This is a genomic window from Coleofasciculaceae cyanobacterium (genome assembly GCA_036703275.1).
In the GTDB taxonomy this organism is placed as follows: Bacteria; Cyanobacteriota; Cyanobacteriia; order Cyanobacteriales; family Xenococcaceae; genus Waterburya.
In genome coordinates this window covers 18,536-43,268 of the sequence record DATNPK010000082.1, presented here as the reverse complement: position 1 = coordinate 43,268, position 24,733 = coordinate 18,536, and the positions used below count along the sequence as shown (strand labels likewise).

Annotated in this window: 23 protein-coding genes; 18 read left to right on the top strand and 5 right to left on the bottom strand. The window is 39.5% G+C overall.

Features of this window, described 5'->3' with window-relative positions; all coding sequences use genetic code 11:
* Positions 1 to 200 precede the first annotated feature (200 nt).
* The 14 genes from V6C71_15525 (at position 201) to V6C71_15460 (ending at position 13,808) form a co-directional block, all read left to right on the top strand.
* Entirely contained in the window at positions 201 to 785 is a 585-nt protein-coding gene (locus tag V6C71_15525; GenBank protein HEY9769879.1) for a DUF99 family protein, read from the top strand.
* Positions 786 to 941: 156 nt separating this feature from the next.
* Positions 942 to 1,112 carry a hypothetical protein gene (locus tag V6C71_15520; protein ID HEY9769878.1) on the top strand — a complete coding sequence of 57 codons (171 nt, stop codon included), beginning with the start codon at positions 942 to 944 and terminating at the stop codon, positions 1,110 to 1,112.
* Between the two features lie 77 nt (positions 1,113 to 1,189).
* A complete protein-coding gene (locus tag V6C71_15515; protein ID HEY9769877.1) occupies positions 1,190 to 2,698 on the top strand; it encodes a UbiD family decarboxylase in 1,509 nt (502 codons plus the stop codon).
* Between the two features lie 175 nt (positions 2,699 to 2,873).
* Entirely contained in the window at positions 2,874 to 3,389 is a 516-nt protein-coding gene (locus tag V6C71_15510; protein ID HEY9769876.1) for a COP23 domain-containing protein, read from the top strand.
* 249 nt (positions 3,390 to 3,638) lie between these two features.
* Entirely contained in the window at positions 3,639 to 4,559 is a 921-nt protein-coding gene (locus V6C71_15505; GenBank protein ID HEY9769875.1) for a hypothetical protein, read from the top strand.
* 24 nt (positions 4,560 to 4,583) lie between these two features.
* Positions 4,584 to 6,518 (top strand): CHAT domain-containing protein, encoded by a 1,935-nt coding sequence (locus tag V6C71_15500; protein HEY9769874.1) that lies wholly within the window; start codon positions 4,584 to 4,586, stop codon positions 6,516 to 6,518.
* A gap of 116 nt (positions 6,519 to 6,634) precedes the next feature.
* Positions 6,635 to 7,831, top strand: coding sequence for a DNA double-strand break repair nuclease NurA (locus V6C71_15495; GenBank protein HEY9769873.1), 1,197 nt, complete (start codon positions 6,635 to 6,637; stop codon positions 7,829 to 7,831).
* Between the two features lie 137 nt (positions 7,832 to 7,968).
* Complete coding sequence (locus V6C71_15490) at positions 7,969 to 8,466, top strand: DNA recombination-mediator protein A (GenBank protein ID HEY9769872.1); 498 nt, start codon at positions 7,969 to 7,971, stop codon at positions 8,464 to 8,466.
* A gap of 224 nt (positions 8,467 to 8,690) precedes the next feature.
* On the top strand, positions 8,691 to 9,122 hold the full coding sequence (locus V6C71_15485) for an FHA domain-containing protein (GenBank protein ID HEY9769871.1): 432 nt from the start codon (positions 8,691 to 8,693) through the stop codon (positions 9,120 to 9,122).
* Positions 9,123 to 9,206: 84 nt separating this feature from the next.
* Positions 9,207 to 10,148, top strand: a complete 942-nt coding sequence (locus tag V6C71_15480; GenBank protein HEY9769870.1) for a DNA polymerase III subunit delta' — start codon at positions 9,207 to 9,209, stop codon at positions 10,146 to 10,148.
* Between the two features lie 148 nt (positions 10,149 to 10,296).
* Positions 10,297 to 11,232, top strand: coding sequence for a LysR substrate-binding domain-containing protein (locus V6C71_15475; protein ID HEY9769869.1), 936 nt, complete (start codon positions 10,297 to 10,299; stop codon positions 11,230 to 11,232).
* 134 nt (positions 11,233 to 11,366) lie between these two features.
* Positions 11,367 to 11,744: a 30S ribosome-binding factor RbfA gene (rbfA, locus tag V6C71_15470; protein HEY9769868.1), complete on the top strand. Its 378-nt coding sequence runs from the start codon at positions 11,367 to 11,369 to the stop codon at positions 11,742 to 11,744.
* Between the two features lie 30 nt (positions 11,745 to 11,774).
* The gene (locus tag V6C71_15465; GenBank protein ID HEY9769867.1) at positions 11,775 to 13,367 is read left to right on the top strand and encodes a glycoside hydrolase family 3 N-terminal domain-containing protein; all 1,593 of its coding nucleotides are present in this window, start codon (positions 11,775 to 11,777) and stop codon (positions 13,365 to 13,367) included.
* Positions 13,368 to 13,565: 198 nt separating this feature from the next.
* Complete coding sequence (locus V6C71_15460; protein ID HEY9769866.1) at positions 13,566 to 13,808, top strand: DUF4327 family protein; 243 nt, start codon at positions 13,566 to 13,568, stop codon at positions 13,806 to 13,808.
* A gap of 176 nt (positions 13,809 to 13,984) precedes the next feature.
* Here the strand turns inward: V6C71_15460 and V6C71_15455 are convergent, their stop codons facing one another.
* On the bottom strand, positions 13,985 to 15,229 hold the full coding sequence (locus V6C71_15455; protein ID HEY9769865.1) for a pentapeptide repeat-containing protein: 1,245 nt from the start codon (positions 15,227 to 15,229) through the stop codon (positions 13,985 to 13,987).
* Positions 15,230 to 15,914: 685 nt separating this feature from the next.
* Between V6C71_15455 and V6C71_15450 the strand changes: the two genes are divergently transcribed.
* Entirely contained in the window at positions 15,915 to 16,559 is a 645-nt protein-coding gene (locus V6C71_15450; GenBank protein ID HEY9769864.1) for a class I SAM-dependent methyltransferase, read from the top strand.
* Positions 16,560 to 16,609: 50 nt separating this feature from the next.
* On the opposite strand, the gene V6C71_15445 is transcribed toward V6C71_15450, so the two are convergent.
* Positions 16,610 to 17,206 carry a ParA family protein gene (locus tag V6C71_15445; protein HEY9769863.1) on the bottom strand — a complete coding sequence of 199 codons (597 nt, stop codon included), beginning with the start codon at positions 17,204 to 17,206 and terminating at the stop codon, positions 16,610 to 16,612.
* 601 nt (positions 17,207 to 17,807) lie between these two features.
* Here V6C71_15445 and V6C71_15440 point away from each other — a divergent pair.
* The gene (locus V6C71_15440; GenBank protein HEY9769862.1) at positions 17,808 to 19,733 is read left to right on the top strand and encodes a penicillin-binding protein 1A; all 1,926 of its coding nucleotides are present in this window, start codon (positions 17,808 to 17,810) and stop codon (positions 19,731 to 19,733) included.
* Between the two features lie 80 nt (positions 19,734 to 19,813).
* Here V6C71_15440 and V6C71_15435 read toward each other — a convergent pair whose 3' ends face one another.
* Positions 19,814 to 20,131, bottom strand: a complete 318-nt coding sequence (locus V6C71_15435) for a DUF1825 family protein (protein HEY9769861.1) — start codon at positions 20,129 to 20,131, stop codon at positions 19,814 to 19,816.
* Between the two features lie 405 nt (positions 20,132 to 20,536).
* Between V6C71_15435 and V6C71_15430 the strand changes: the two genes are divergently transcribed.
* Positions 20,537 to 21,226 (top strand): hypothetical protein, encoded by a 690-nt coding sequence (locus tag V6C71_15430; protein HEY9769860.1) that lies wholly within the window; start codon positions 20,537 to 20,539, stop codon positions 21,224 to 21,226.
* A 177-nt stretch (positions 21,227 to 21,403) separates the two neighbouring features.
* Positions 21,404 to 22,312 (top strand): ATP-binding cassette domain-containing protein, encoded by a 909-nt coding sequence (locus V6C71_15425; GenBank protein ID HEY9769859.1) that lies wholly within the window; start codon positions 21,404 to 21,406, stop codon positions 22,310 to 22,312.
* A gap of 54 nt (positions 22,313 to 22,366) precedes the next feature.
* Here V6C71_15425 and V6C71_15420 read toward each other — a convergent pair whose 3' ends face one another.
* Entirely contained in the window at positions 22,367 to 23,560 is a 1,194-nt protein-coding gene (locus V6C71_15420; protein ID HEY9769858.1) for a substrate-binding domain-containing protein, read from the bottom strand.
* A complete protein-coding gene (locus V6C71_15415) occupies positions 23,547 to 24,572 on the bottom strand; it encodes an ABC transporter substrate-binding protein (GenBank protein HEY9769857.1) in 1,026 nt (341 codons plus the stop codon). Before V6C71_15415 ends, V6C71_15420 begins: the two co-directional genes overlap by 14 nt.
* Positions 24,573 to 24,733: the final 161 nt, after the last annotated feature.

Below are 24,733 nucleotides of genomic sequence, written 5' to 3'. Positions count from 1 at the left end.
ATCCGTCTTCAGCTAGAAATTTAGTTAATGTTTTACCAGCGAGCGCCTAAATTTAACTTGGTTTGATTTAAAGATAATAACTAGCTTTGATTAACCCAGCAAATTTACTTATCAATGAATTATAAATTTATAAATAATTAAATTAATTGTTTTTAATTGTTTTTAAAATTATTAAATCAACTTAAATAAAAATGTAGAGCATGGAATTAGCGGCTCTAATGCGGCAAAAACGACAAATTAGAGCGATCGGGTTTGATGATGCGCCGTTTGTTCGTCATCAGATAGCTAAAGTAAATGTAGCAGGCATTATTTGTGCCGATACTCGTTTTGAAGGTATGGTATGGGGAGCAGTAGAAGCAGATGGTCAAGATGCAACAGACGTTATTTGCCAACTCCTGATCGATAAGAAATTCTTGCCTCAGCTACACTTGGTTTTGTTAGATGGTATTGGCTTTGGCGGTTTTAATTTAGTCAATTTACCTTTGTTAGCTCAAAGATTACAGCTTCCCTGTGTAGCAGTGATGAGAAAATTGCCTAACCTAAACAAGATGAAGCAAGCCATGTCTCGTTTGCCCAATTTCCAGCAGAGATTGATAATTTTGCAAAAAGCAGGAGAAATTTATGCTTATCCGCCGTTTTATTTTCAAGTATGCGGTGAGCAACCAGAAATTATTGCCCAGGCTTTAGCACAACTAACAGATCGTGGTAAAGTTCCAGAAGCATTAAGATTAGCCCATCTCGTAGGTGCTGCGGTGATTAATGGCGAAAGCAGTTCTCAGGCTTAACTATCGTTAAAAAAAGCTCACTTTAAACGGTTATTATAAGCAGTAAGCCTTGATTTAACTTTTATATCATTCGGTTTGCCGAAAATATACCGCAATCAAGATAGATTATTCACCATAACTTCAATTTAAATCGCAGTTACTAGATCGATTATTTTCATGAATACCAAAAGCAGAAAAAAACAAGTAATTCAATTTTTGTGTCAGCCTCAAGGAGGAAAAGCCTATCTACATAATGCTTTAAATTCAAAATCGGAACGAGTTTTTATTGAAGCTTTACACCACATTATTGATGCCATGAATCAAGATTTGACTTCTAACTCTCTCTAACTCTTCAAAGAGATTGTAGATTTTTCCTCAACTCTTCTAGACTAAACATATATACTTATAGCTTTATATTTCTTAACATGGCTAGAGATCTACGGGGTTTTATTAAAATCTTGGCATCAAGAGGACAGCTTAAGCGCATCTCAGCGTTAGTCGATCCTGAGTTAGAAATTGCCGAAATTTCTAATCGTATGTTACAGGCAGGAGGGCCTGGATTACTGTTTGAAAACGTCAAAGGATCGCCTTTTCCCGTAGCGGTAAACCTTATGGGAACGGTAGAGCGTATTTGCTGGTCAATGAACATGGAAACTCCAGAAGAGCTAGAAACTTTGGGGTCGAAACTGGCTATGTTACAGCAGCCTAAACCCCCAAAAAAAATTAAGCAGGCAGTAGATTTTGGCAAGGTACTATTTGATGTTCTCAAAGCCAAACCAGGCAGAGACTTCTTTCCGCCCTGCCAGCAGATAGTAATTGAAGGAGAGGATGTAGATCTAAACAAAATACCGATGATCCGTCCCTATTCGGGAGATGCAGGTAAGATTATTACTTTGGGGTTGGTCATCACTAAAGACGTTGAGACAGGTACACCTAATGTTGGCGTATATCGTCTCCAACTACAGTCCAAAAATACGATGACCGTTCACTGGCTGTCGGTTCGGGGTGGCGCTAGACATCTGCGTAAAGCAGCAGAAGCAGGCAAAAAACTAGAAATTGCGATCGCTTTAGGAGTCGATCCGATGATTATTATGGCAGCAGCAACCCCGATTCCTGTAGATCTTTCAGAATGGCTGTTTGCCGGGCTGTATGGTGGTAGTGGCGTAAAACTAGCTAAGTGCAAAACCATCGATTTAGAAGTACCCGCCGATTCAGAATTTGTCCTAGAAGGAACAATTACCCCTGGCGAAATGCTACCTGATGGGCCTTTTGGCGATCACATGGGTTACTATGGCGGTGTTGAAGATTCTCCTCTAGTCCGTTTTCATTGTCTTACCCATCGTCAAGACCCAATTTATTTAACTACTTTTAGTGGTCGTCCGCCCAAAGAAGAGGCAATGATGGCGATCGCTCTTAATCGAATTTATACTCCAATCCTGCGCCAGCAAGTTTCGGAAATTGTTGATTTCTTTTTACCGATGGAGGCTTTAAGCTACAAAGCAGCAATTATTTCGATTGATAAAGCCTATCCTGGACAAGCGAGGAGAGCAGCCTTAGCTTTCTGGAGTGCCTTACCCCAATTTACTTACACTAAGTTTGTCATTGTGGTAGACAAAAACATTAATATCCGCGATCCTCGTCAGGTAGTTTGGGCGATTAGTTCCAAGGTAGATCCCTCTCGCGATGTTTTTATTCTGCCTGATACACCTTTTGATACTCTTGATTTTGCCAGTGAAAAAATTGGACTTGGTGGACGTATGGGTATCGATGCAACTACTAAAATCCCTCCTGAAATCAACCATGAGTGGGGCGAACCTTTAGAATCTGATGATGATGTAGCGGCAATGGTCACCAGACGCTGGCAAGAATACGGTCTGGGAGATATTGATTTAGTGGAGGTAAATGCTAATTTGTTTGGCTACGACATGAAATAGTTATTTTAAGCTAAAAGCTAATTAAAAAATTACTCTAAATTGCCAGTCTTTATCAAAAATTTACGCTTGTGACAATATATTTAGTGAAATAATAACAATTAGCGATTTGAATATAGTTAAATATACTGAAAGCAAATAAATCTAGCTTTAAAATCTTAATACCTGGTAGCACTGAATGAATAAAAAATATTTGTCTACTGCTTTTATTAGTTGTGCGATCGCACTAACCGCAGTTCCACTTCATGCTAAAGAAAATGCAGCTCAAAAATCGTCTGAATCAGTATTTGTCTGTGCTACGCAAGGTGATGTGCCAACCATGTTTGCCTATACTCCAGGACAAGTAAATCTAAAACCTTTGATGAGTTGGCATTCCGAATACTTGCTCCCAGAACAATCGGGAGAAAAAGTTTGTCAACAAACCGCTGTCAAACTACAGGCTTCTTACCAGCAAGAACAGGCAAAATATCTCAAGGCGGAAATCAGCGAAAAAGAGAATGTAGTCTGCCTGGTCGATCGAGAGGCTCAAGACTGCCTTGCTCAAACCAGCCAAAAGCTTTTTAGCGTCAACCCAAATTATGATGCTGGATGTGTTTTGGACAATAAAAAACCAATAGAATGTAAAGCTTTGCAGGTTAGAGGCATCTATAGCTTTGATGACGAACCCTATCAAACTCTTTGGTGGCCTTGGTAAGACCGCTTCAAACAATATGCTAGCTTGGCGAACTTAATTCGACCACTATTGACTGACAGGCATTTTGGTTGAATTAAAATTTTTAATATTTTGGGTAATTAATCTAAATTGCCAAACAGCTAAACAGTCGATCATCAATTAAACATTAAGAAATATTTTAAAAAATATAGTGCTTAAATGCCGTTGAAAAGAAAGTCAAAGTCCCTCTTATATTGCCTTAAAACTGTTCTGCTAAGTACTGTAATCATTTTGAAGGCTAATGATGCTCAAGCTGGTAGTTCCAAACATTTTTCTTCATTAAATACTAGACCAGTCAAAAAAGTCACGGTTACCAAATCGGAATTTCAGTTTCAGTCTCGACCATTTAACAATGATCGATCTGCTTACAGCGTTGCGGCTGAAACTTCAGAAAATGGTAGTCCTTCTTTACGCCGTCAACCTTCAGCAGGAGAACAATTTGAACCCAAACGAATACCGTTGCTAATTCCCTTGCCTCAAGAACCCTACCAAGCATCCCCAAGCATTACTATTATTAATCCATCAGCGTATGGAGCATTTTGGGGCAATGCCGGGATTGGATTGGGGTTGCAAGAGCGCGTGCGCTTTCAGGATGATTCTGATGGTGTAATTGGTTTGGGTTTTGGTCTAGGAAATCCGCAAAAAAGCGTTGGCGCACAAATAGGAATCAGTTTAGTTGACTTGAGTGCGCCATTCGATGATGGGGCAATCAATCTTAAGCTACATCGTCGTTTACCAGAAAACTTTGCGATCGCGCTTGGCGTTCAAGGATTGACTACTTGGGGCAACACTGATGGAGGCTCTTCCGTATATGGTGTCGTCACCAAAAGATTTCCGCTGCGTCAAGATAGAACTAAACCATTCAGCGAAATATATACAACTTTGGGTGCAGGGGGTGGACAATTTCGTTCCGAGTCCGATATTGACGATGGCAACGAAACCATAGGAGTTTTTGGTAGCTTAGCGATTAAAGTTATTCAACCTGTTGGTTTAGTAGCAGAATGGACTGGTCAAGATTTAACCCTCGGTGTTCCTATTGTTCTATTCAAAAAGCTACCGCTTGTAATCGTTCCTGCTATCACGGATGTAACTGGTTCGGCTGGAGATGGAACTAGATTTGTTTTTGGCTTTGGATATACTTTTTCATTTTAAAATCGACTTTAGCATAATAAAAACATGAGATTACCTCTATTATCAATCAAAATATTTTTAGTATTGACTTGGATGCTACTGGCCACAGAATCAGTTCGAGCCCAGTCAGGCAATATGTCCGATGTTACTCTTCCCAGTCCCGATTCAATGATATCTGAACCCCCAGCAGAGGGAACTACCGACGATGACAATACTCTTACCGAAGAAGTACCCGTAGAAGAAAGCGGTGTTTCTAGCGAAGATACGACGTTAGAAATTGACCCTGACGCTAATATAGGAGAAAATCTGGCGGGGGACTCAGTGACCCCTCCTGATAGTTCCAATTCTGAACCAGCAACTTTAAATGGGGAAGAATTACCTGTTGAAGCCGACGCTGTAACAGGTACAGAGGCTCAAAATACACAAGATTTAAATGATGTAGCTGAGACAAATGAGATTGTTGAAAAATTAGTCGAAAACCCAACAAAAAATGTCGGAGCTTCCTTAGAAGCAGAAGACGAGATCGTTCAAGAAGAACCTACCGAAGAAACTGAAGCAGAAGCAGAAGCAGAAGCAGAAGACGAGCCATCTGAAGATGAAGAAGTTGAAGAAAGTTCCGAGTCAGACTTCGGACAGTTAGACCGCGTTGCTTATGAAGCTCAATTTCAGGATGCTGGAAGCGAACTGGCAATAATGATGCAAGAGGAATTTCAATTGACTCAGTTAATCTCTTCTTCTGGGTTACAGCTGTATGGAACAGTACCTTCAGTTAAGCAAATTTCGCGTAGGCTAGGCGAATTAGCCGAACAGACAGGTAAAAAACCGGCATTTATCAATATATCTCTTCAATCCAATCAGTTAGAGTCATTTGTAGTTTTACCTGACCAAAGTCAGGCTAGTGCTAAAAACTCTCTGGTGGCATCGTCCAACCTAAATAGCGTCAATTCACCTCAACCCAAATTAACCATCCGTAAGACTGTTGAAGATACATCTCGCCAAGATTTGGTGGCAACCGCAACTCAATTTCGGCAAGAAATTAGTGATATTAGAAAGTTAAATCAAACTAACTATATGTCATCTGCTCAAAAACTGTACAAAGTTATTATTGAACCAATAGAGGCAGAATTAGAAGCTAATAATATTGATGTTTTAGTTTTTTCCATGGATTCAGGTTTGCGTTTATTACCTATAGCAGCACTTCACGATGGAGAGCAATTCTTGATTGAAAAGTACGCCATGGGAATAGTTCCTAGTTTTGGTTTAACAGATACTCGTTATGTAAATCCAGAGCAGAGTTCTATTCTGGCTATGGGAGCATCGGAATTTAGCGAACAACCAGCTTTGCCGACTATGCCCATTGAATTAAAAACCATCATTAGTAATCCTCGTCAGGGAGAATTATTTCTTAACGAGCAATTTACTATTCCTAACTTTGTGGCTCAAAATAGTCGCCCAACACCCTTTTCGATCATTCACTTAGGCACTCATGCAAAGTTTGACGCTGGCGACATGAGCGATTCATACATTCAGTTTTACGATGACCAGCTAAAAATACCTCAACTACAAGAACTGTCTGATGAGCTTGGTTGGAATACTAATGCTAGTCCTATAGAGTTGTTGGTACTGAGTGCTTGTGAAACTGCTTTAGGGGATGAAGAAGCCGAATTAGGTTTTGCTGGCTTGGCGGTACAGGCAGGCGTGAAATCTGCTTTGGCAAGTCTTTGGTATGTTAGTGATTTAGGAACTTTAGCTTTAATGGGAGAGTTTTACGATCAGCTGGGAACTACTCTAATCAAAGCCGAAGCATTACGTCAAACTCAATTAGAGATGCTGCGCGGTAATGTGAAAGTAGATAATCGGCAAGTTCAATTATCCAATGGCCAAGGTTTAGCTCTTCCAGATGATTTTCCTGATGGAACTCTAACTCTCGATCATCCTTACTTTTGGTCATCATTTACCTTGATTGGAAACTGGAATTAAATTTGCTTTGTATGTAAATACAAAAATATGATCATTGAATCGACTTTTGCCTGTGGCTCGGCTTACTATGGGTTTAGATTTAGCGATCTGCTGTTATCCATCAATCATTAACAATCATGTTAGATCTGGCCAAAATTGCGGGACAAATTCCTGGTATCAGCCAACATATGCACAAGGAGGCGATCGCTTCTGGCAAAAGACTGGAATATGCTCAGGAATTACAGTTACAAGCATCGAATAGACAGGCAGAATTGATTCAAAATCAAACTGATTTTCGCGATCGCCTGATCTTTGCCGCTGCTACCCCCATTGAACCCTTGGATCGGTGTTTTGATATTGAACCAGCCCCCTATAGCCACAGCGTTTTTGCTACGGATGGTTCACAAATTTCTCCTTCTCATCATGAAATTGCCTACTGCTATTTGATTAATATCGGTCAGATTATGATCCACTATGGACAGAGTCTGCACCCTTTGTTGGATAGCCTGCCCGAAGTTTTTTACAAGACTGAAGATTTGTATATATCTCGGCAATGGGGCATTCGTTTAGAAGAATGGATGGGTTATCGACGCACTGTCTCGGAAGCTGAGATGTTGGCAGAAATGGCCTGTAACTGGGTATTACCTCCAGGAGAACATCATGACGTACCTAACTTGGCTTTGGTTGATGGCTCGCTAATTTACTGGTTTTTAGATGGTTTGCCCGTAGAAGCAAGAGATAAAATTCTTCCGCCAATTCTGGCTTCTTGTGAACGCCTGAGAGAAACAAATATTCCGATGATGGGCTACGTCAGTGCTTCTCGAAGTACCGAAGGATTAAACTTTTTGCGTTTGCATACCTGTGAGCATGAGCATCCTAACTGTGTTGTTCACTGTAGCGATCTGTTGGATAAATATCCCTGTCAGAAAATTGACTCTTTACGCGACTCAACCTTTTGGGCAAATCAGCTGCAACCAGGACAAAGAAGCCCCTTATATCGTAGCAATCTGCGTATTTTAGATCTTTACGAAGATGCCCAAAGAGTTCACTTCTGCTATGTCAATGTCGGTGCAGAAATCGCTCGAATCGAAGTTCCTGCTTGGGTAGTAGAAGACCAGGCTTTGTTTGAGCAGTCTTTAAGTATTGTGCTGGCTCAAGTACAAAAAGGTTATGGTTATCCCGTAGCATTAGCTGAAGCTCATAATCAGGCGGTAGTTAGAGGAGGCGATCGCGCTCGCTTTTTTGGCTTATTAGAACAACAGCTAATCAAAGCGGGTTTACGCAACGTCGGTACATCTTATAAAGAAGCCCGAAAAAGAGGCAGTATTGCCTAGTCTTATTTTAAGCTTCGAGCTGGAAAATAAAGTTTTACCACAGGCTATCGCTTTAGCCGACAATCATTTGTTACAATTACTGGCGTTAAGACTAGACACGAAATATTTATTCATTGAGCCAACAACCACTAGACACAATAACCACAAGTGACGTAAGCCTTGATACATTAACCCAAGAGCTAGCAGCCTTACAACAAACTGGTTCTAAGCGAATCGCGTTATTAGGTTCTCGCCATGTACCACTAATGCACCAGCAGTTAATAGAAATGATGAGCTATGCTTTGGTCTTGGGAGGAAATCGATTAGTTACTTCTGGGGCTATTGGAACTAATTCGGCAGCTATTAAAGGTGCAATGCGCGCTGAATCAAATTTATTGACCGTAATTTTGCCTCAAAGCTTATCTCGCCAGCCCAGAGAATCTAAAAAGCAGCTAGAGAAGGTCGTTCACCTAATTGAAAATTCTCAGAACGATCATTTATCATTAGGTCAGGCTAGTGCTATGTGCAATAGTGAAATTATTTCTCGTTGTCAGCAGTTAATTTGCTTTGCTTTTCACGACAGCAATACTTTATTAAAGACTTGTCAGGAAGCAGAAGAACAGAGAAAAATCGTTACGTTATTTTATTTTGACTAGACAGCCACGCAAATTGAAGATTTAGATATAGGTAAACTTGCCAAGACAATTGACCATAAAGTTATTTTAATCGCCACTAGATTAATCATGCCAACTTTATGGGTTAGGCTGGCATTAAGATAGAAAACCGTCTAAATTAATCTGTTGGTTATGATGATTTATCGCTGCGATTAATTAAATAAGCAAAGCTAGTTACAATAAATCGGTGACTCCGTACTTGGCTCATGACTGCAAAACCTGTAAAACACCGTGAAGAACACGTTTTAATTGTTACTGATGGCAAAGGCCATCGAGAGATTCGTCTTCAAAATGCAACTTATTCTTTGGGGAGAGGTGGACAGTGCGATATCGTACTGCAATCTCAGTTTGTATCTCGTCATCATGCCACCTTAATTAAGAGAGAGGAAGAAGATAGCAACTATTATCGGATTATTGACGGCAATTCGGAAGGAAAAACCAGCGTCAATGGGTTATTGATTAATAGCAAGAAGGTGAGATTTCACGACCTCAAAAACGGCGATAAAGTTGTTTTTGGACCTCAGGTAGAAGCAGTTTATGAATATCGAGAATACGATATCTTTCCTACTATTCCCCCAGACGATCCTTTCGACATCACCTTAATCGATCCGGCGATGATTGATGATGATGGAGAATGATAATTAAAGCCATTTTTCCAAAGAGTTGCTAGGCACGCTGCAACCTTATTGCATTTAGATTATTTAAATCAGCAAAATTTGAAGATGAATGCTTTCCAAGGTTTACTAGGTCAGGAAAAGGCAGTTGAATTGCTCTTACGGGCTGTTAAGCTAAACAGGATTGCACCAGCTTATTTATTTTGTGGCTCACCAGGTATTGGGCGTACAATTGCCGCCAGTAATTTTGCACAGCTTTTGTTAACTACTAATTTGTCGGTGCAAAAGCAAAAACTTGCGCTCAAAAGAATACAGAGCAATCATCCAGACTTGCTTTGGGTTAAACCCACTTATCTTAGTAAAGGCGAACTATACACCGCTGAGCAAGCTGCCGAACAAGGTTTGCAATACAAAACCCCACCCAAAATTCGCATTGAACAAATTCGTTATATTACTCAGTTTCTGAATCGTCCTGCATTAGAGGCTAGCAGACAAGTTGTGGTAGTAGAAGATGCTCAAACTATGGCAGAAGCACCAGCCAATGCTCTATTAAAAACTCTCGAAGAGCCTGAAAACTCTACCCTGGTTTTGATTGCTCCAGATACAGATTCTCTGTTGACTACTTTAGTGTCTCGCTGTCAACGCATCCAGTTTTGTTGCCTATCTCAAACCCATTTAACAACAGTATTAGAACTTAAAGGTTACCAAGCAATTCTAGAACATCCTGAACTAATTGCGATCGCTCAAGGCAGTCCAGGAAAAGCGATCGCAGCTTGGCACCAACTACAGGCAATTCCTAATGATCTACTGCAACAGTTAAAGCGATCGCCTAAGACGGCTTTAGAAGCTCTCAATTTAGCTCAAACTGTTTCTACTCAGTTAGATGGGCAAACTCAACTATGGTTGGTAGATTATCTGCAATATTATTATTGGCGACAAAATCAACAGATTCAGTTGATGGCAATCTGGGAAAAAACTCGACAATGCCTACTTAGTTATGTCCAGCCTCGTTTAGTTTGGGAGTATGCGCTACTAAATCTCAGCCAATAATCGATACGGCTATGGTAAATCCGCTGATTTAGCCAGTGGAATTTTCTAGCATCTATAAACTTTAAATTATGATTTAATCAAAATACATTGATTTTTGTATATGATAAATAACAAGATAATTACTAAGTAAATTCAGGAGTGTCAACTTTTGATTCCAGCAACTCTACATCAATTAAAGGTATTTGAGACAGTAGCGCGCAATAGCAGCTTTACTCGCGCCGCCGAAGAGTTACTAATTACTCAACCAACTGTTTCCAGTCAAGTTAAACAGTTAACCAAATCGGTTGGACTCCCTCTATTTGAACAAATTGGTAAAAGTCTATATTTAACCGATGCAGGGCAAGAATTGCTGAGCACTTGCCAGGAGATTTTTGAAAACCTAAATAATTTTGAAATCAAGATAGCCGATCTCAAAGGAACCAAGCAGGGACAGTTAAACTTAGCTGTCATTACCACTGCCAAATATTTTGTTCCCAGACTACTTGGTTCTTTTTGCCAGAATTATCCAGGGATTGATGTTGCGCTTAAAGTGATTAACCATCAAGAAATTCAAGAGCGAATGCAAATGAATAAAGACGATCTGTATGTGGTTAGTAATCCGCATCAAGATATAGATTTAACCAGCAGACCCTTTTTAAATAATCCCCTGGTAGTAGTAGCTAAAAAAGATCATCCTCTAGCCTCGAAGAAAAATATTAATTTAAAAGAGTTGAACGATCAGCCTTTTATTATGAGGGAACAGGGATCGGGGACGAGAGAAGCTATTGCCCAATTATTTGCTCAGAATAATATTGCGGTCAAAGTAAAGCTAGAGTTGGGCAGCAACGAAGCAATTAAACAGGCTATTTCTGGTGGATTAGGAATATCAGTGTTGTCGGAACATTGTCTAATTTCTGAGGGAATATCAGGAGAATTAACAATTTTAGATTTTCAACACTTTCCAATTAGACGTCGTTGGTTTGTGTCTCATTTAGCGGGGAAAAAATTGTCGGTAATTGCGGAAACATTCTTAGATTATTTATTGTCAGAAAGCCCAAAAATGACTTTCCCGCAGTCAAGCATCCTGGCACAACTAGCCAAATAAAAGCCTTATGAGGAGATTAAAAACTTAAAAAACTACTAGTTTCTAACTAGGTAAGGTTTAGCTACAATTTAGGGTGGTGTAATTGTCAGACAGTTTAATTGCATCTCCAAAGTTATTATGATGAGGTAAAAATTGTGGCTAATAGTCGTCGTGTGGCTCGCGTAGCTGCCTTAATTAAGCGAGAAGTCAGCCAGATGTTACTCAGCGAAATCAAAGACGATCGCGTCGGTGCTGGAATGGTTAGCGTTACTGATGTTGATGTTTCAGGGGATTTACAGCACGCTAAAATCTTTGTCAGCATTTATGGTACGGAAGAAGCTAGAGCAGAGACTATGGAGGGATTAGAGTCTTCGGCAAATTTTGTGCGTAAGGAATTGGGTAGTCGTATGCAGCTCAGAAGAATTCCCACAGTAAAATTTTTGGAGGATTCATTAGAAAGAGGAGACAATATGTTGAACCTGCTGAGTAAAATTAGTCAGGAGCGGCAAGATAAACCAGAGACAGTAGAATAGGACGCAGATCTATAGCTTGGGAATTGAAAATTGGGAATTAGAGATTGGCAAAGTTTATCTCTCCAAGAGCAGATCGCTCAAATGATTGTTGTTCGAGCTTCTGGTTATCTGTTCGATCATCAAATTCGTTATCCTGCTTGGGAAGCCAATAATGCTCAACTCAAAAAGTGGCTCACAGAATTTAACCTTGGTGGAGTGATTCTTTTGGGAGGAAGCAGCATTGAATTGCAGGCGCGATCGCAACAGCTACAGAATTGGGCAAAGATTCCTCTATTAATCGCCGCCGATGTTGAAGAAGGTATTGGACAGCGGTTTCCTGGAGGGACTTGGTTTCCTCCGCCAATGGCCTTGAGTGCTATTTATCAGCAGAATCGGAGTCGGGCGCAACAGTATGCTACTCAAATTGGTAAAATAACGGCTCAAGAAGCTTTAGCAGTAGGAATTAACTGGCTGCTTGCTCCTGTAGTTGATGTCAATAATAATCCTGATAATCCTGTAATCAATATCCGAGCTTTTGGCGATCGCCCTGAAGTTGTTGCTGCTCTTACTACGGCGTTTATTAATGGTGCTAAATCTTATCCTATTTTAACCACAGCCAAGCATTTTCCTGGTCACGGAGACACCGCGACGGACTCTCATTTGGATTTACCTTCTATCCCCCATACAGAATCTAGACTAGCAGCGATCGAATTACCTCCCTTTCAACAGGCGATCGCTGCGGACGTAGATAGCGTTATGACGGCTCATTTATTAATTCCTGCTTGGGATCGGCACAAGCCCGCTACTCTCTCTGCTAATATTGTTACGGAGCGGCTGAGAAAGCAACTGGGGTTTGAGGGATTAGTTGTTACCGACGCTCTAATCATGGGGGGAATAACTAAATATGCTTCTCCCGAAGAAGTAGCAGTGATGGCAGTTGAAGCGGGAAGCGATATTTTATTGATGCCCGACAACCCTGAAGTAGCGATCGCGTCAATTTACGCTGCGGTAACATCAGGACGAATCGCCGAGCAGCGTATTCAGCAGTCTTTAGCGCGTATTTGGCAAGCCAAAACCCGAGTCTTAACCGCCGAATCGGCTTTAGAATTATCTAACCCAGAAGCCAGACTAACAGTTGATGCAATTCTACAAGATTCGTTACAAACTAGTGAAGCAGTATTGATTACTGACCAAGATCGAGACGGACGTAATTTGATCGTGGTAGACGATGTACTCAATGCAACCTATTTAGATCTTAATTCCCCTGCTGTTGCTATTCCACAACAATTTAATTACCAAAGACAAATAGTAGATATTAATACCTTTGACTACATCCTGCTAGATTCGCGCCCTACTTTGTTACAGGTATTTATTCGGGGTAATCCTTTTCGGGGTAAGGCTGGCTTAACGACTAAAGCAAAGCAAATATATCAGCAATTCCTGACAAATCGACTAGCTGTAGGAATAGTGATTTATGGCAGTCCTTATGTACTGGAATGGTTTAAAAGCATTATGGATTCACACTTACCCTGGGTGTTTAGCTATGGTCAAATGGAGCAGGCTCAGGCGATCGCTTTATCCGCTTTGTTTTGTCATGATTTAAATACCCTAGCATCTAAGTCTCAAAGTAATTTTGGATTTTAAAACTCTGCTTTTTAAGCAGCATTGAGCAATTTAGCAACTAGATAATTAAATTTTTAGATATAGTTTTATCTAGAATTATGATAACTTTGGTAACTTTGGATACAGCAAAGTAGGATATTTTGTTATTAATAATCTGCCAGATGGTTTATATTTATAAATAGAGATTTAAATTAAATATTATTTATTCGGTGATTAAACATGAGTACTGCTACTGTATACTACTCCGTTTCTCCTAGCTATTCTATTGATACCCTCAAAGAAGAAGCTCGACAGCTGATTGAAACAGGTGTTGTTAGTCGTCAACAGTCCATATATACTCTTTGTAAATATATTCCTGCTCGTGAATGGGTTACAGTTGAATGCGAATTAGAAAGATTTGACTATCTTTTAAGAGATCCTATTGGAGATTTAATTTCTGATGATAATTGGGAAAACGACTAATTTAAATTTAATCGTCTCGGCATAATTTTGAAATAGCTATCGCGATCATTAACAGGATTTAGTTACGCACCAAGACTTTGCAAAGCAGGCGTAGCTAAACCCAATATTTTTTTTATTGAGCTACTACTACTATTACTACTACAGGCTTACTGCACTTTTTTGCTATAACTAATCAATTATTTAAGCTTTTCTTGCCGAAGCTGCAACTTTTCTGGCCACGGGTAGTTTAAATTTTGATTAAAGAATATATATCCAATAGCAGCAATTGAAGCAATAATTCCTAACAATAATATTCCAATAATCAGATTATTATTCTTATTCTTGCTTGATTTAGTTAAATTACTCTGGTTACTTGATATTGTTGTGGTGGCAGGTGTTGCAGCTACTGCTTCAATCGCTATTGGTTTTTCTTTTACGATGAGACTAGTTTTGGCACTTGCTGCATCTGCTAATTGAGTACGGCGATCGCTAATTACTGATTTTAGTTTAGCCCCTTTAAGATTAGCCTGGTTCAAATCTACCCCGCAGATATTTGCCCCGACAAGCTCTGTATTAGTCAAGTTGGCACGATTCAAATTACTATAGCTTAAAATAGCATGATTTAGCTTAGCATTAGTTAAATTTGCTTCTTCAAAGTTAACTCCCTGGAGATTAGCATTACTTAGATCTGCACCACTAAGATTCTTTTTAACTGCACCACGGTTAACTATTTCCCAAACAGAATACCATTTGAGATCAATTATAGTTTTGTCACTAAACTCAGCCGTTTTCAAATTGGCAAATTTTAAGTCTGCACCTTTAAAATATGTTCCATAACATAGCGCGCCACCAAGATAGGCAAAAGTAAGATTTGCTTGACTAAAATAGGCGTTGCTCAAGTCAGCATTTTGGAGATTAGCATTACTTAAATCTGCTTTATAAAGATAAGCCTTGCTTAAATTAGCACTATTAAAGTTGACATTAACTAACTTAGCCTTGCTTAAATCAGCATCGCTAAGATCGGCACGAAATAGATTAGAATTGCTCAGATCTATGCCCGAAAAACTTTTGTTTTCAACTTGATTGTTGACAATTTTGTAAACTTTAAGGTTTTTACTGGCGAGCGCCGTTTGGCGATTAATAATGGCTTGAAAAAAAATTACGTAGTCTAAGTTTGCGTCTTTAAAGTTAGCACCTGCCAGATTTGCTCTTAATAGATTCGCTCTTTCTAAATTGGCATTGACTAACGAAGCTTTACTGAGATCTGTATTAGCTAGATTAGCTTGTTTAAGGTTAGCTTGGTTTAAATTGATTTCACTTAAATTAAGATTACTAAGATTGGCTTGAGAGAAGTCGGGAATGAGTTTTGGGTGTTGCTTATACCATTCATTCCAGGCGTTAACACCTTGCTCAATTAATGCTAAATGTTCGGGATTTGCCATCTTTTAATAATTCCTAACTCAACTACCGTTTTAGAATTGCAATATTACCAAGTCGCTCTGTAAGTTAATCGATGATATTATTTTCAAATATTAGTAACATATAGTAGTATGACACCTTGCTATTTGCCACAATCAAGAGTTATTTTGTAAAACTTAAAAAACTTTTCTGTTGCTAATTTAATATATAACTTGTTGATAAAATATAAAGTTTTCAATAATTACCAATCGCATAATAACAACTCATCTAACCCAGCAGTTAGGTAAGAAGAGAAAAGCTAGCAATTGATCTATAAATATCCTGCACTTTCTTTAAATTATTCGCTCAATTACAGCTGTTTTCAGTTGAATAGACTACGTTTTTTTGAAGCAGTCCTAAAGGACTCCCTAAAGGATTCCCGTGCATGGTATATGCGTAGAGGTATCCGTTCAGGGACACCTTTGGACGATGCCCTAAAGGATTAGCTTCGCGTCCGTCGCAAATGCTGTTCGCGAAGCGTCTCCGTAGGAGATACCCGAAGGGCTATTAGCTATTAGCTATTCGCTATTCGCTTTTAGCTTTTAAATGCTGGTTACACTCAATTAGGCTCAATTATTGCTTCAAAATCCTCGTAAAAAGCAATTTTCTAAACCCTAAAAAAGCGATAGAATTTAAATCGATTAAATACAACCATTAAATATATTACCTATGCTGCGCCCAGAGCAAAGATCTAAATTAGATGATACTAACGATCTTAACTTTTATGATTCTCCGCGATTAGTAACTCATGTAGATGAAGGGTTCATCGATCGCCTGACCAATCTTTATCGAGAACAGCTACAGCCGAATACTCGTATATTGGACTTAATGAGTAGTTGGGTATCTCACTTACCTGATGACGTAGAGTTTGCTCATGTTGAAGGGCATGGGATGAATGCAGCAGAATTAGCCAAAAACCCGAGATTAGACGATTATTTTTGGCAAAACCTCAATCAAAACCCCAAACTACCTTTAGAAGATGCTGATTTTGATGCGGTTTTAATTGCCGTCTCAATCCAATATTTGCAATATCCAGAAGCTGTCTTATCAGAAATTTATCGCGTACTCAAACCTGATGGTGTAGTAATTATTAGCTTTTCTAACCGTATGTTCTATCAAAAAGCGATCGCCGCTTGGCGAGATGGAACAGATACAGATCGAGTAAATCTGGTAAAACAGTACTTCCAGTCTGTTGATGGTTTTACTAAACCAGAGGTAATAGTGCATCAATCTCCTTTACCTGGCTTTTTACAGATGTTGGGTTTAGCCGGAAGCGATCCTTTTTACGCCGTTATTGCTCGCAAGGCTGACTAGCTAAAGGCTCTAAGCCAATTATCAACACACAATGGTAGTAGCAGACAAGACTAAGAGGTTATCTTGACTATTTCATGACCTACAGCCTGATACTGATTCCAACCAATATGCGATCGCGGATCGGGATAGTCTTTAACGATAACACCATGACTGGGCGATCGTTGAAAAGCGACTAATAACGGAATTTCGGCTTCAAATATTGGTAGCTGTGCGTCTGACAAAAACTTTTTAGCATCTTTAGCATTTTTAGTGCGGGAGTCAACTTTAGTCAGCAAAACTTTGTAGTTGGCATCCAAAGTTCTCAGCAACTCAACGGCTTTAACTGTCGTGTCCAAATCTAAATGATTTGGAGTTGTCGGCAAAATTAACATATCGCTACCAGCAGCCAAATCTTCCAATTCTTCTGGTTCTGGTCTAGCCTGAGTATCAATGATAATATGGGTAAATTTCTTAATCAAGCCTGGCGCACCCGCTTGAGATGCTACATAAAAGGGTAATTTATCCTCTTTTGACCAAACTAGTGCAGAACGATTTTTATCTGCATCAATTAATAGTGTTGGTGCTAAAGACTGGAAATATGCAGCCAAGTGGACTGCGGTTGTGGTTTTGCCCACCCCTCCTTTTAAAGCGGTAATTGCAATAATCATTGGCCCAAGCGTGAAATAGTTTATGGAGTAGTAGTAGTTTACCTGCCAACGTGTCTTGCTCGGTGTAGATCCGAACTACCTTGTTAATATATGATTTTTTTGTTACATTAATTTACATAAATTAAAGATGTTGGCTGTTTAAGTCTTTAAACAACACAACTTACTATTTTGATTACTATAGTTTGCTGTTAAAAACAGCAGTCAATGGTTTTAGCACCTAATACATTTTATAGGCTGCTAGGTTCACGATTATGTCGTGATAGATCGAACTAGTGAATGATGTCTTAGTAGAAGCAGCTGGTTATAACGGGTTAGGTTTTGTGCAGTAGTCCTTCAATAAATCAATGATGGATCTAGGTGAAAAACTGGACTTAACTAGCTGCGATCGCTAGTCAACATTGAGATTTCTCCTGAATTTTAAATTCCTCGGTTAGTCAGCCGAGGTTTTTTTTTAGGGCAAATAAACGAAGATAATCTAGATAAAGCGCAAATTACTAGGATAAAGTTATGATTTAATTTCTGCTTGACTTTTTGTCTAATTACAGTAGCCTACAATTGGCTCAGTTTATTAGTAATGCTCTCTGGAGGAAATAAAAACATCGTGTCTTCTGAAATCATGTTGCAGAAACCAGAATCTCAAAAAACTCAGGCGAGCTTCATGTCATTCTTGTCTGGAGTGACAAAAGCTGCCGGAGGTACTGTACTGGGTATTACGATGATCACTAGTGCCGTTGCAGCGGGCGGTTTAGTTGGCTTGGCGTTTAGTTTTCGTAACCTTCCTGATGTTAGGGTTTTGCGTAATTATATTCCCGCAGAAACCAACTATATCTATGACATCAAAGGTAGACTTATGACTAGTCTGCATGGTGAAGCCAACCGAGAAATTGCTTCTTTAGGGCAAATGTCACCAGAATTAAAGCTAGCCGTAATAGCGATCGAAGACAGTAATTTTTATCGTCATCAAGGATTAAATCCTTATAGTGTTGCTCGTGCAGCCGTAACCAATTACCAAGAACGTGGCGTTTCTGAGGGTGCTTCTACCTTAACCATGCAGCTGGTTAAAAATCTTTTTCTAACTAGTGAACGTACCTTTAGCCGTAAACTGGCAGAAGCAATCTTAGCAATTCGAGTAGAGCAGGTTTTTTCTAAGGATGAAATCTTAGAAATGTATCTGAATAATATCTATTGGGGTCACAACAACTATGGTATTCAAACTGCTGCTGAAAGCTACTTCAACAAAAGTGCTAATGAGCTGAATCTTGCCGAAGCTGCGGTATTAGCTGGCTTAATTCAAGCACCAGAGCAATATAGCCCATTTTTGAACTATAGCAGTACTAAAGCAAGACAGGCATCGGTATTAGCCAGAATGCGGACTCTCAACTGGATTACGCCAGAAGAAGAGCAAGCTGCGCTTAAAGCTCCTTTATTGGTCGGAAAACCTACTGCCTGGCGTAGCAGCAAATCGCCTTTTATTACCGAAGCCGTTACCCAAGAATTAGAGGAGCGTTTTGGTAAGGAAAGAATATTGCGGGGTGGCATCAGAGTCCAAACGACAATTGACATGGACTTTCAGAAGATGGCTGAAGAATCAGTTCAAGAGAATCACAAGATGCTGCTAGGTTGGGGTTTACGAGCAGATCAAGTCGCCTTGGCAGCAGTAGATCCTCGAACTCATTTTGTCAAAGCACTGGTAGGAGGAGTTGACTATAAATCTAGCCAGTTCAACCGCGCTGTTCAGTCTCGCAGACAGCCTGGCTCTTCTTTCAAACCATTTGTCTACTATGCTGCTTTGGCAAGTGGAAAATATAGTCCAGGTACTATAGTTGATGATTCTCCCATAACTTTTTCTATCCCTGGAGGAATTTATCGACCTCAAAACTATGGCGGTCCACAAGATTTTGGCGGTAGAATGTCTCTTGCCAAATCCTTAATTCAATCTCGTAATATTCCTGTGATTAAACTGGGTAAAGCTATCGGATTGGAAAAAGTCATCGAAATTTGCCGTACTTTAGGAATAATGAGTCCGATGCAGCCAGTAATTTCTTTGCCCTTGGGTTCAATTGGTGTTACTCCTTTAGAAATGGCGGGAGCTTTTGCCACTTTTGCGAACAATGGTTGGCAATCCAAAACCACAGCTATTTTGCAAGTTACTGATAGTAAAGGAAATATTTTACTAGATAATACTCCTAACCCTCAACAAGTCTTAGATCCTTGGGCTACTGCTAGCTTAAACACAATGTTAAAAGGCGTTTTAGAATCTGGAGGAACTGGAGTCAAAGCAAATATCGGTCGTCCCGCAGCAGGGAAGACAGGAACTACATCTTCTGAGCGAGATGTTTGGTTTGTGGGCTATGTACCTCAGCTAGCAACGGCGGTTTGGGTAGGTAACGATAACTATCAAAGTATGGGCAAAGGGATTACGGGAGGAGACTTTGCTGCTCCTGTTTGGCGTTCTTTTATGCTCAAAGCTTTAGAAAATGAGCCAGTCAAATATTTTCCTGCGGCTTCTCAGTTTTCTCCCCCTTAGTTGACCAATATGAGAGCTTTTAGCAAGTCTTGACTTAAAAGCCCAAAACCACCAAATTTAATTCAACTAAAAAACCGAGATTATGGTTGAATCTCCGACTTCATCCGTTTGAGGGTCAATTCCATTTGGTCAAACATCTGTTGAGGAGTCATGCCAAATTGATTGAGCTGAGTTTTTAACTGTTGAACAGTCATCTGCGCCATAAAGTCTTCGGAAAGCTCAAAACGCTTCATAAATATACGATAACGATCCATTAACTGTTCCATCTGTTCGATAAACATTTTCTTGCCTTCACGGTCAAACTTGCCGTATTCACCGCCTAACTTCATCAGCGACTGATAATCATCAAATAATTTTTTGGCTTCTTCTTGGACTACCTGAGAATCAAAAAAACCCATAACGTTCACTCAACCTCTCTACATTTATAAACGAGATGACTAAATCTCGAAAAATCAGTTATATTAATTATTTTGATTTATATTCTTTATTGTAGAATAGCCAAAAATCCAAGTAAAATACGGTTTACCGCATATTCTCCTAATTATCTCGCTCCTGCTTGAGACTAACTTACTAAGCCAGATTTGAACAAAAATGTCTGGATTGTGATTAAGCTTTAAATGACTGTCCGATAAAATAATTAATTATTGGCTCTAATCGCGATCGCCAAGATTAAAAATAATCGTCAGTCAGACAACTACAACCAGAGGCATATTGCTAATTTGAGGCGAGAAACTTAAGATGTCAAATAAAATTGTCAAATTGAATAGCTGGCATCAACTTCAGTAGTAACTGTTCATTAGCACATGATCGAAAAATCAGTCAACAAGAACAAGATTAAGTATATTACTGCTAGTGTTGCTAGTACTGTTAGTATAACTATCCATTTTTTGGCGATCGCTGATGTTTGGGCCTCTTCCGATGCAGACTATACCTTTATAACTACCTCAGACTGGCATACTTGTCAGCAAATAGGCGCGGCATATCAAGAAGTTTATGCTTTTGAAACTACTAGTTTTTACATCAATATTTGCCAAAAAGAGCGGGATTATTTTTATTCAGGAGAAGCAAAGCAAAACAATCATAATTCAATTTTTATTCCTGCCTATCCTTTAGAAGATAATCGGGGTTTTCAGGCAGAAAACGGCAATGTTGACTACGTAGTGATCCTACCTTTTGACAATCACAACAGTTCAAAATCTTCTCGTGAACCAGAAGAAGCTATTTTAACGATTAAGCGTAATGGTCAATTAGTTTCTGTGCAGTCATCTTTAACCAAATATTGTCATCAATCAAAAAAAGCGATTGCCGACAAGCTCAAACTAAACCCTCAAAGCTATAACCAGCTAGCAACCCTTCCTTTACAAGACATTGGTTGGGACTTATCATCTACTAACCCAAGTGAGCTTTTACCTACAGAACTTTTTCACTCCAATGCTCACTTTGACTTTTACCGCATTGGCGGAGAACTTTATCGCCTAACTACTTGTAATTAAAAGCGATCGCTATTGATTAGCTACGGTCGAATTTATTGGTTTTTAGCTCTTAGTTTACATTAGCTACTATTTAATCATTTCCTCATCCTTTATCCTTTTATTGTGTCTATAATTGCCGTCGAGAACTTAAGCAAAATCTATCCGGTTGCTATTAAAAAGCCAGGATTAAAAAGTACTTTGACCCACTTTTTTCGTCGGACATACCGCGAAATTAAGGCTGTCCAAAACGTATCTTTTCAGATTCAGCCAGGAGAAATAGTTGGTTTTTTAGGAGCTAATGGTGCAGGAAAAACTACTACCCTCAAAATGCTGACAGGTTTGATTCATCCCTCGGGGGGGGAAGTAAGAGTAGCAAATTATATTCCTTTTCGCCGTCAACCGCAGTTTTTGCGGAAAACTAGTTTAGTAATGGGGCAAAAACAACAATTACTTTGGGATTTACCAGCTTTAGATTCCTTGCGCATCAATGCTGCTGTTTATAATATTCCCGATCCAGTTTTTAAACAGCGTTTAGCCGAACTGGCCCAGATGCTTGATGTCGCAGATAAGCTACATCAACCAGTCAGAAAGCTATCTTTGGGAGAGAGAATGAAGGCTGAGTTATTAGCTGCGTTGCTGCATCATCCTCAAGTACTGTTTCTCGATGAGCCAACCTTAGGTCTAGACGTTAATGCTCAAGTAGCAGTAAGACAATTTCTGCAAGAATATAATCAACGCTATGGCGCTACGATTCTACTTACCAGTCACTATATGGCAGATATTACTGCTTTATGCGATCGCGTTTTATTAATTCATCAAGGACAATTGATTTACGATGGCTTGCTAAACGGTTTACTAGATCGTTTTGCTCCCTATCGGCAGGTAAAGATCGAGTTAGCCCAGCCGTTATCTGAGGCAGAACTAGCAAATTTTGGGGAGATTGAATCGATTGAAGGTCAACAAGTTCGATTTTTAATTCCCAGAGAAAAATTAACCCCTACTATTTCTCATATCCTGGCACAGTTAGAAATCCAAGACTTAAGCGTTAGCGATCCGCCTATTGAAGAAATTATTGGTCGTCTATTTCAAACAGGAAAAGCATCTTAGTCGTTGTTGATTTAAGCAACGGGTTACCAATATCAACTAGATAAATCAGATCGGCTATTCTTCTCCATACAGAGGAACAAAACCTGATTGTTTGACTATTTTTTGACCTCGATCGGACAATACCATTTGAATATAAGCTTTTCCTGCCAATTGATCGGGAGTTCCATCTTGACGAATTACGATAAATAAACGGCGTGTCAAGGGATAGCTACCGTTTTTAAATAGTTCGAGATTAGATTGTCCAGAGATAAACGGGGCGACGTATTCAGTTGAATTTTCTGGTGCTAAACCAAAAACTTTAATCGCTTGTTGACCTTGTACTAAAGAAGCCGAAGCGAAAGAAATCGAGCCAGGAGTAGCGATCACTCTACGTATAGCCAAGGTATAATTAGATACGTATTGAGTTGCTTGAGGAACGCTGGCAATATTTTTTAAACCTAAAATTTCAATATTTTCTGGAGTTAAGAGTACTGGAGTTATCGGTAAGTCTGCTCCCCCCAACTGCTGCCAGTTAGTAATTTCGCCTGTAAAAATATCCTTTACCCGATCCAAACTCAAATTACGAACCGAAAGATTATTGTTGCCAAAAAAAACCACGCCATCGATCGCAAATGGTACTTGTTGGAGGCTGATACCCTGTAATCTTGCCTGAGAATATTCAGCGTCAATTAAAGCCCGACCATTAAAAGCAAAGCTGAGTTCTCCATCCAACAGCATTCTAATTCCGTTAGCATAGCTTTGGTCTTGATTTTTTGGTTTGGTGTATCTTAAATCGAAACCTGGATGGCTTTGAGTCATCGCATCATTAATGCCGTGAGCCACTAGAGAAGCAAAATATAGCGCGCCTCCATAGCTAAACAACCCTTGAGGTACATCTTTTACCTGGGTCATCGAATCATATAAGGCAATTGGGTCTTCGGTATTGGAAGCTAAATATCTAGGTTGGAGATTGACAAAATAGTTGCTCCAAAGCGCGATCGCCAAACCTAAGACAAACAAACCGCTAATCACGCTTGGTTTTTTAAGTTCTTGTTTTAGACTATTTGAAGGTTGGGCTGGTACTTTTTCAGGCTGGGATGTTTTAGTAGCTGGCGATGATTTTTTGAGTGGCGGTCTAAAGGCGTTTAGGGGATAAAAGCATATTTCGCAATAAACAGCAGCAGAATGATTTTCAAAACTACATTTAGGACATATATGCTTCTGGTTCTGTTCAACAGAAGATTTATCTGTTGGATTATTGAAGTGCATAGGCTTTTATAAAACGATCATTAAATATCTTGGTAAAATTTGGCTTTTTATCAACGATTTTAAGCTTATTTTGCAGATAATCGATAATTTTGTCGGTAGCATAGGACATAGATTTCATATCATTCCCGTGACTAAATGCTTCTAAATTTTCTTGAATAGTAAATATTTTTGTTCCTGACTTAAATAGCTGAAATTCTTCGTAGCTAACCCCAGCTCGATTTGCCATAATCTGGTCGGCTTTTCGCGGTTGGCTAGACATAAAGCCTAAAATATCAAACCAGGTATCGATCAAAGCTTGAACTTGCTGGGGATGCTTTTTGATTAACTCTTCAGTTACCACTAAAAGATCGGGAATTGCCCCAGGAAAAGCCTTAGAAGAAATAATTTCTTTTGCCCCGTCTCGTTTTAAAGCAGTCAGCCAAAAAGGGGGAAATGCACCTACTGCATCTGCTTGCCCTGCGGCAAATGCAGTAGGTGCTGCCCCCGTCTCCAGATCGATAATTGCTACATCGTCGCGCGACATTCCTGCTTGTTCCAGGGCTAAAGTTAATAAAAAGTCGTTTACAACCCCAGCCTCGATCGCTACCTGCTTGCCTTTTAAATCTTTAATTGCGTTAATTCCTGCCTCAGCAATGATTTTGTCGTTGCCAGCTGAATTGTCATTGACCAAAACTGCCACTTCACCTTTAACAGCATCTACCGCAAAACTGAGCGTATCATTGAGGGTTTGACAGTTGCCATCTATATAGTCCGCAGCTAAGTCTTCCAGCGACTTAGTGTAGTCGTCGTACCATCTCAGCTCTACCTCAACTCCGTGTTTGGCAAATAATCCTTCCGATTCGGCGATCGCCCAGGGCCACCATCCAGCCCAATTACTATAGCCAATAACTATTGAACGCTCTATATTTTGAGCTGAACTGTTAGAAGCGATCGATGGTATTCTGTGCCAGTTGCTTGTAATTACAAAGCTCACCAACAATAAAATAGCCAATGACCAGATCTTCTTTGCCATTTAAATTCAAGTTCTCATATTATCAATGCTTAAGTTAGTTTAAATCACGCTTATGCTAGGTACAAAAGAAACCTAGTTTGGCTAAATATTTAATTAATCAATACTAAATTCTTATCTGCGGTAATTTTTGACTGCCTCAGGCGGGGTATCGTTCACTAACT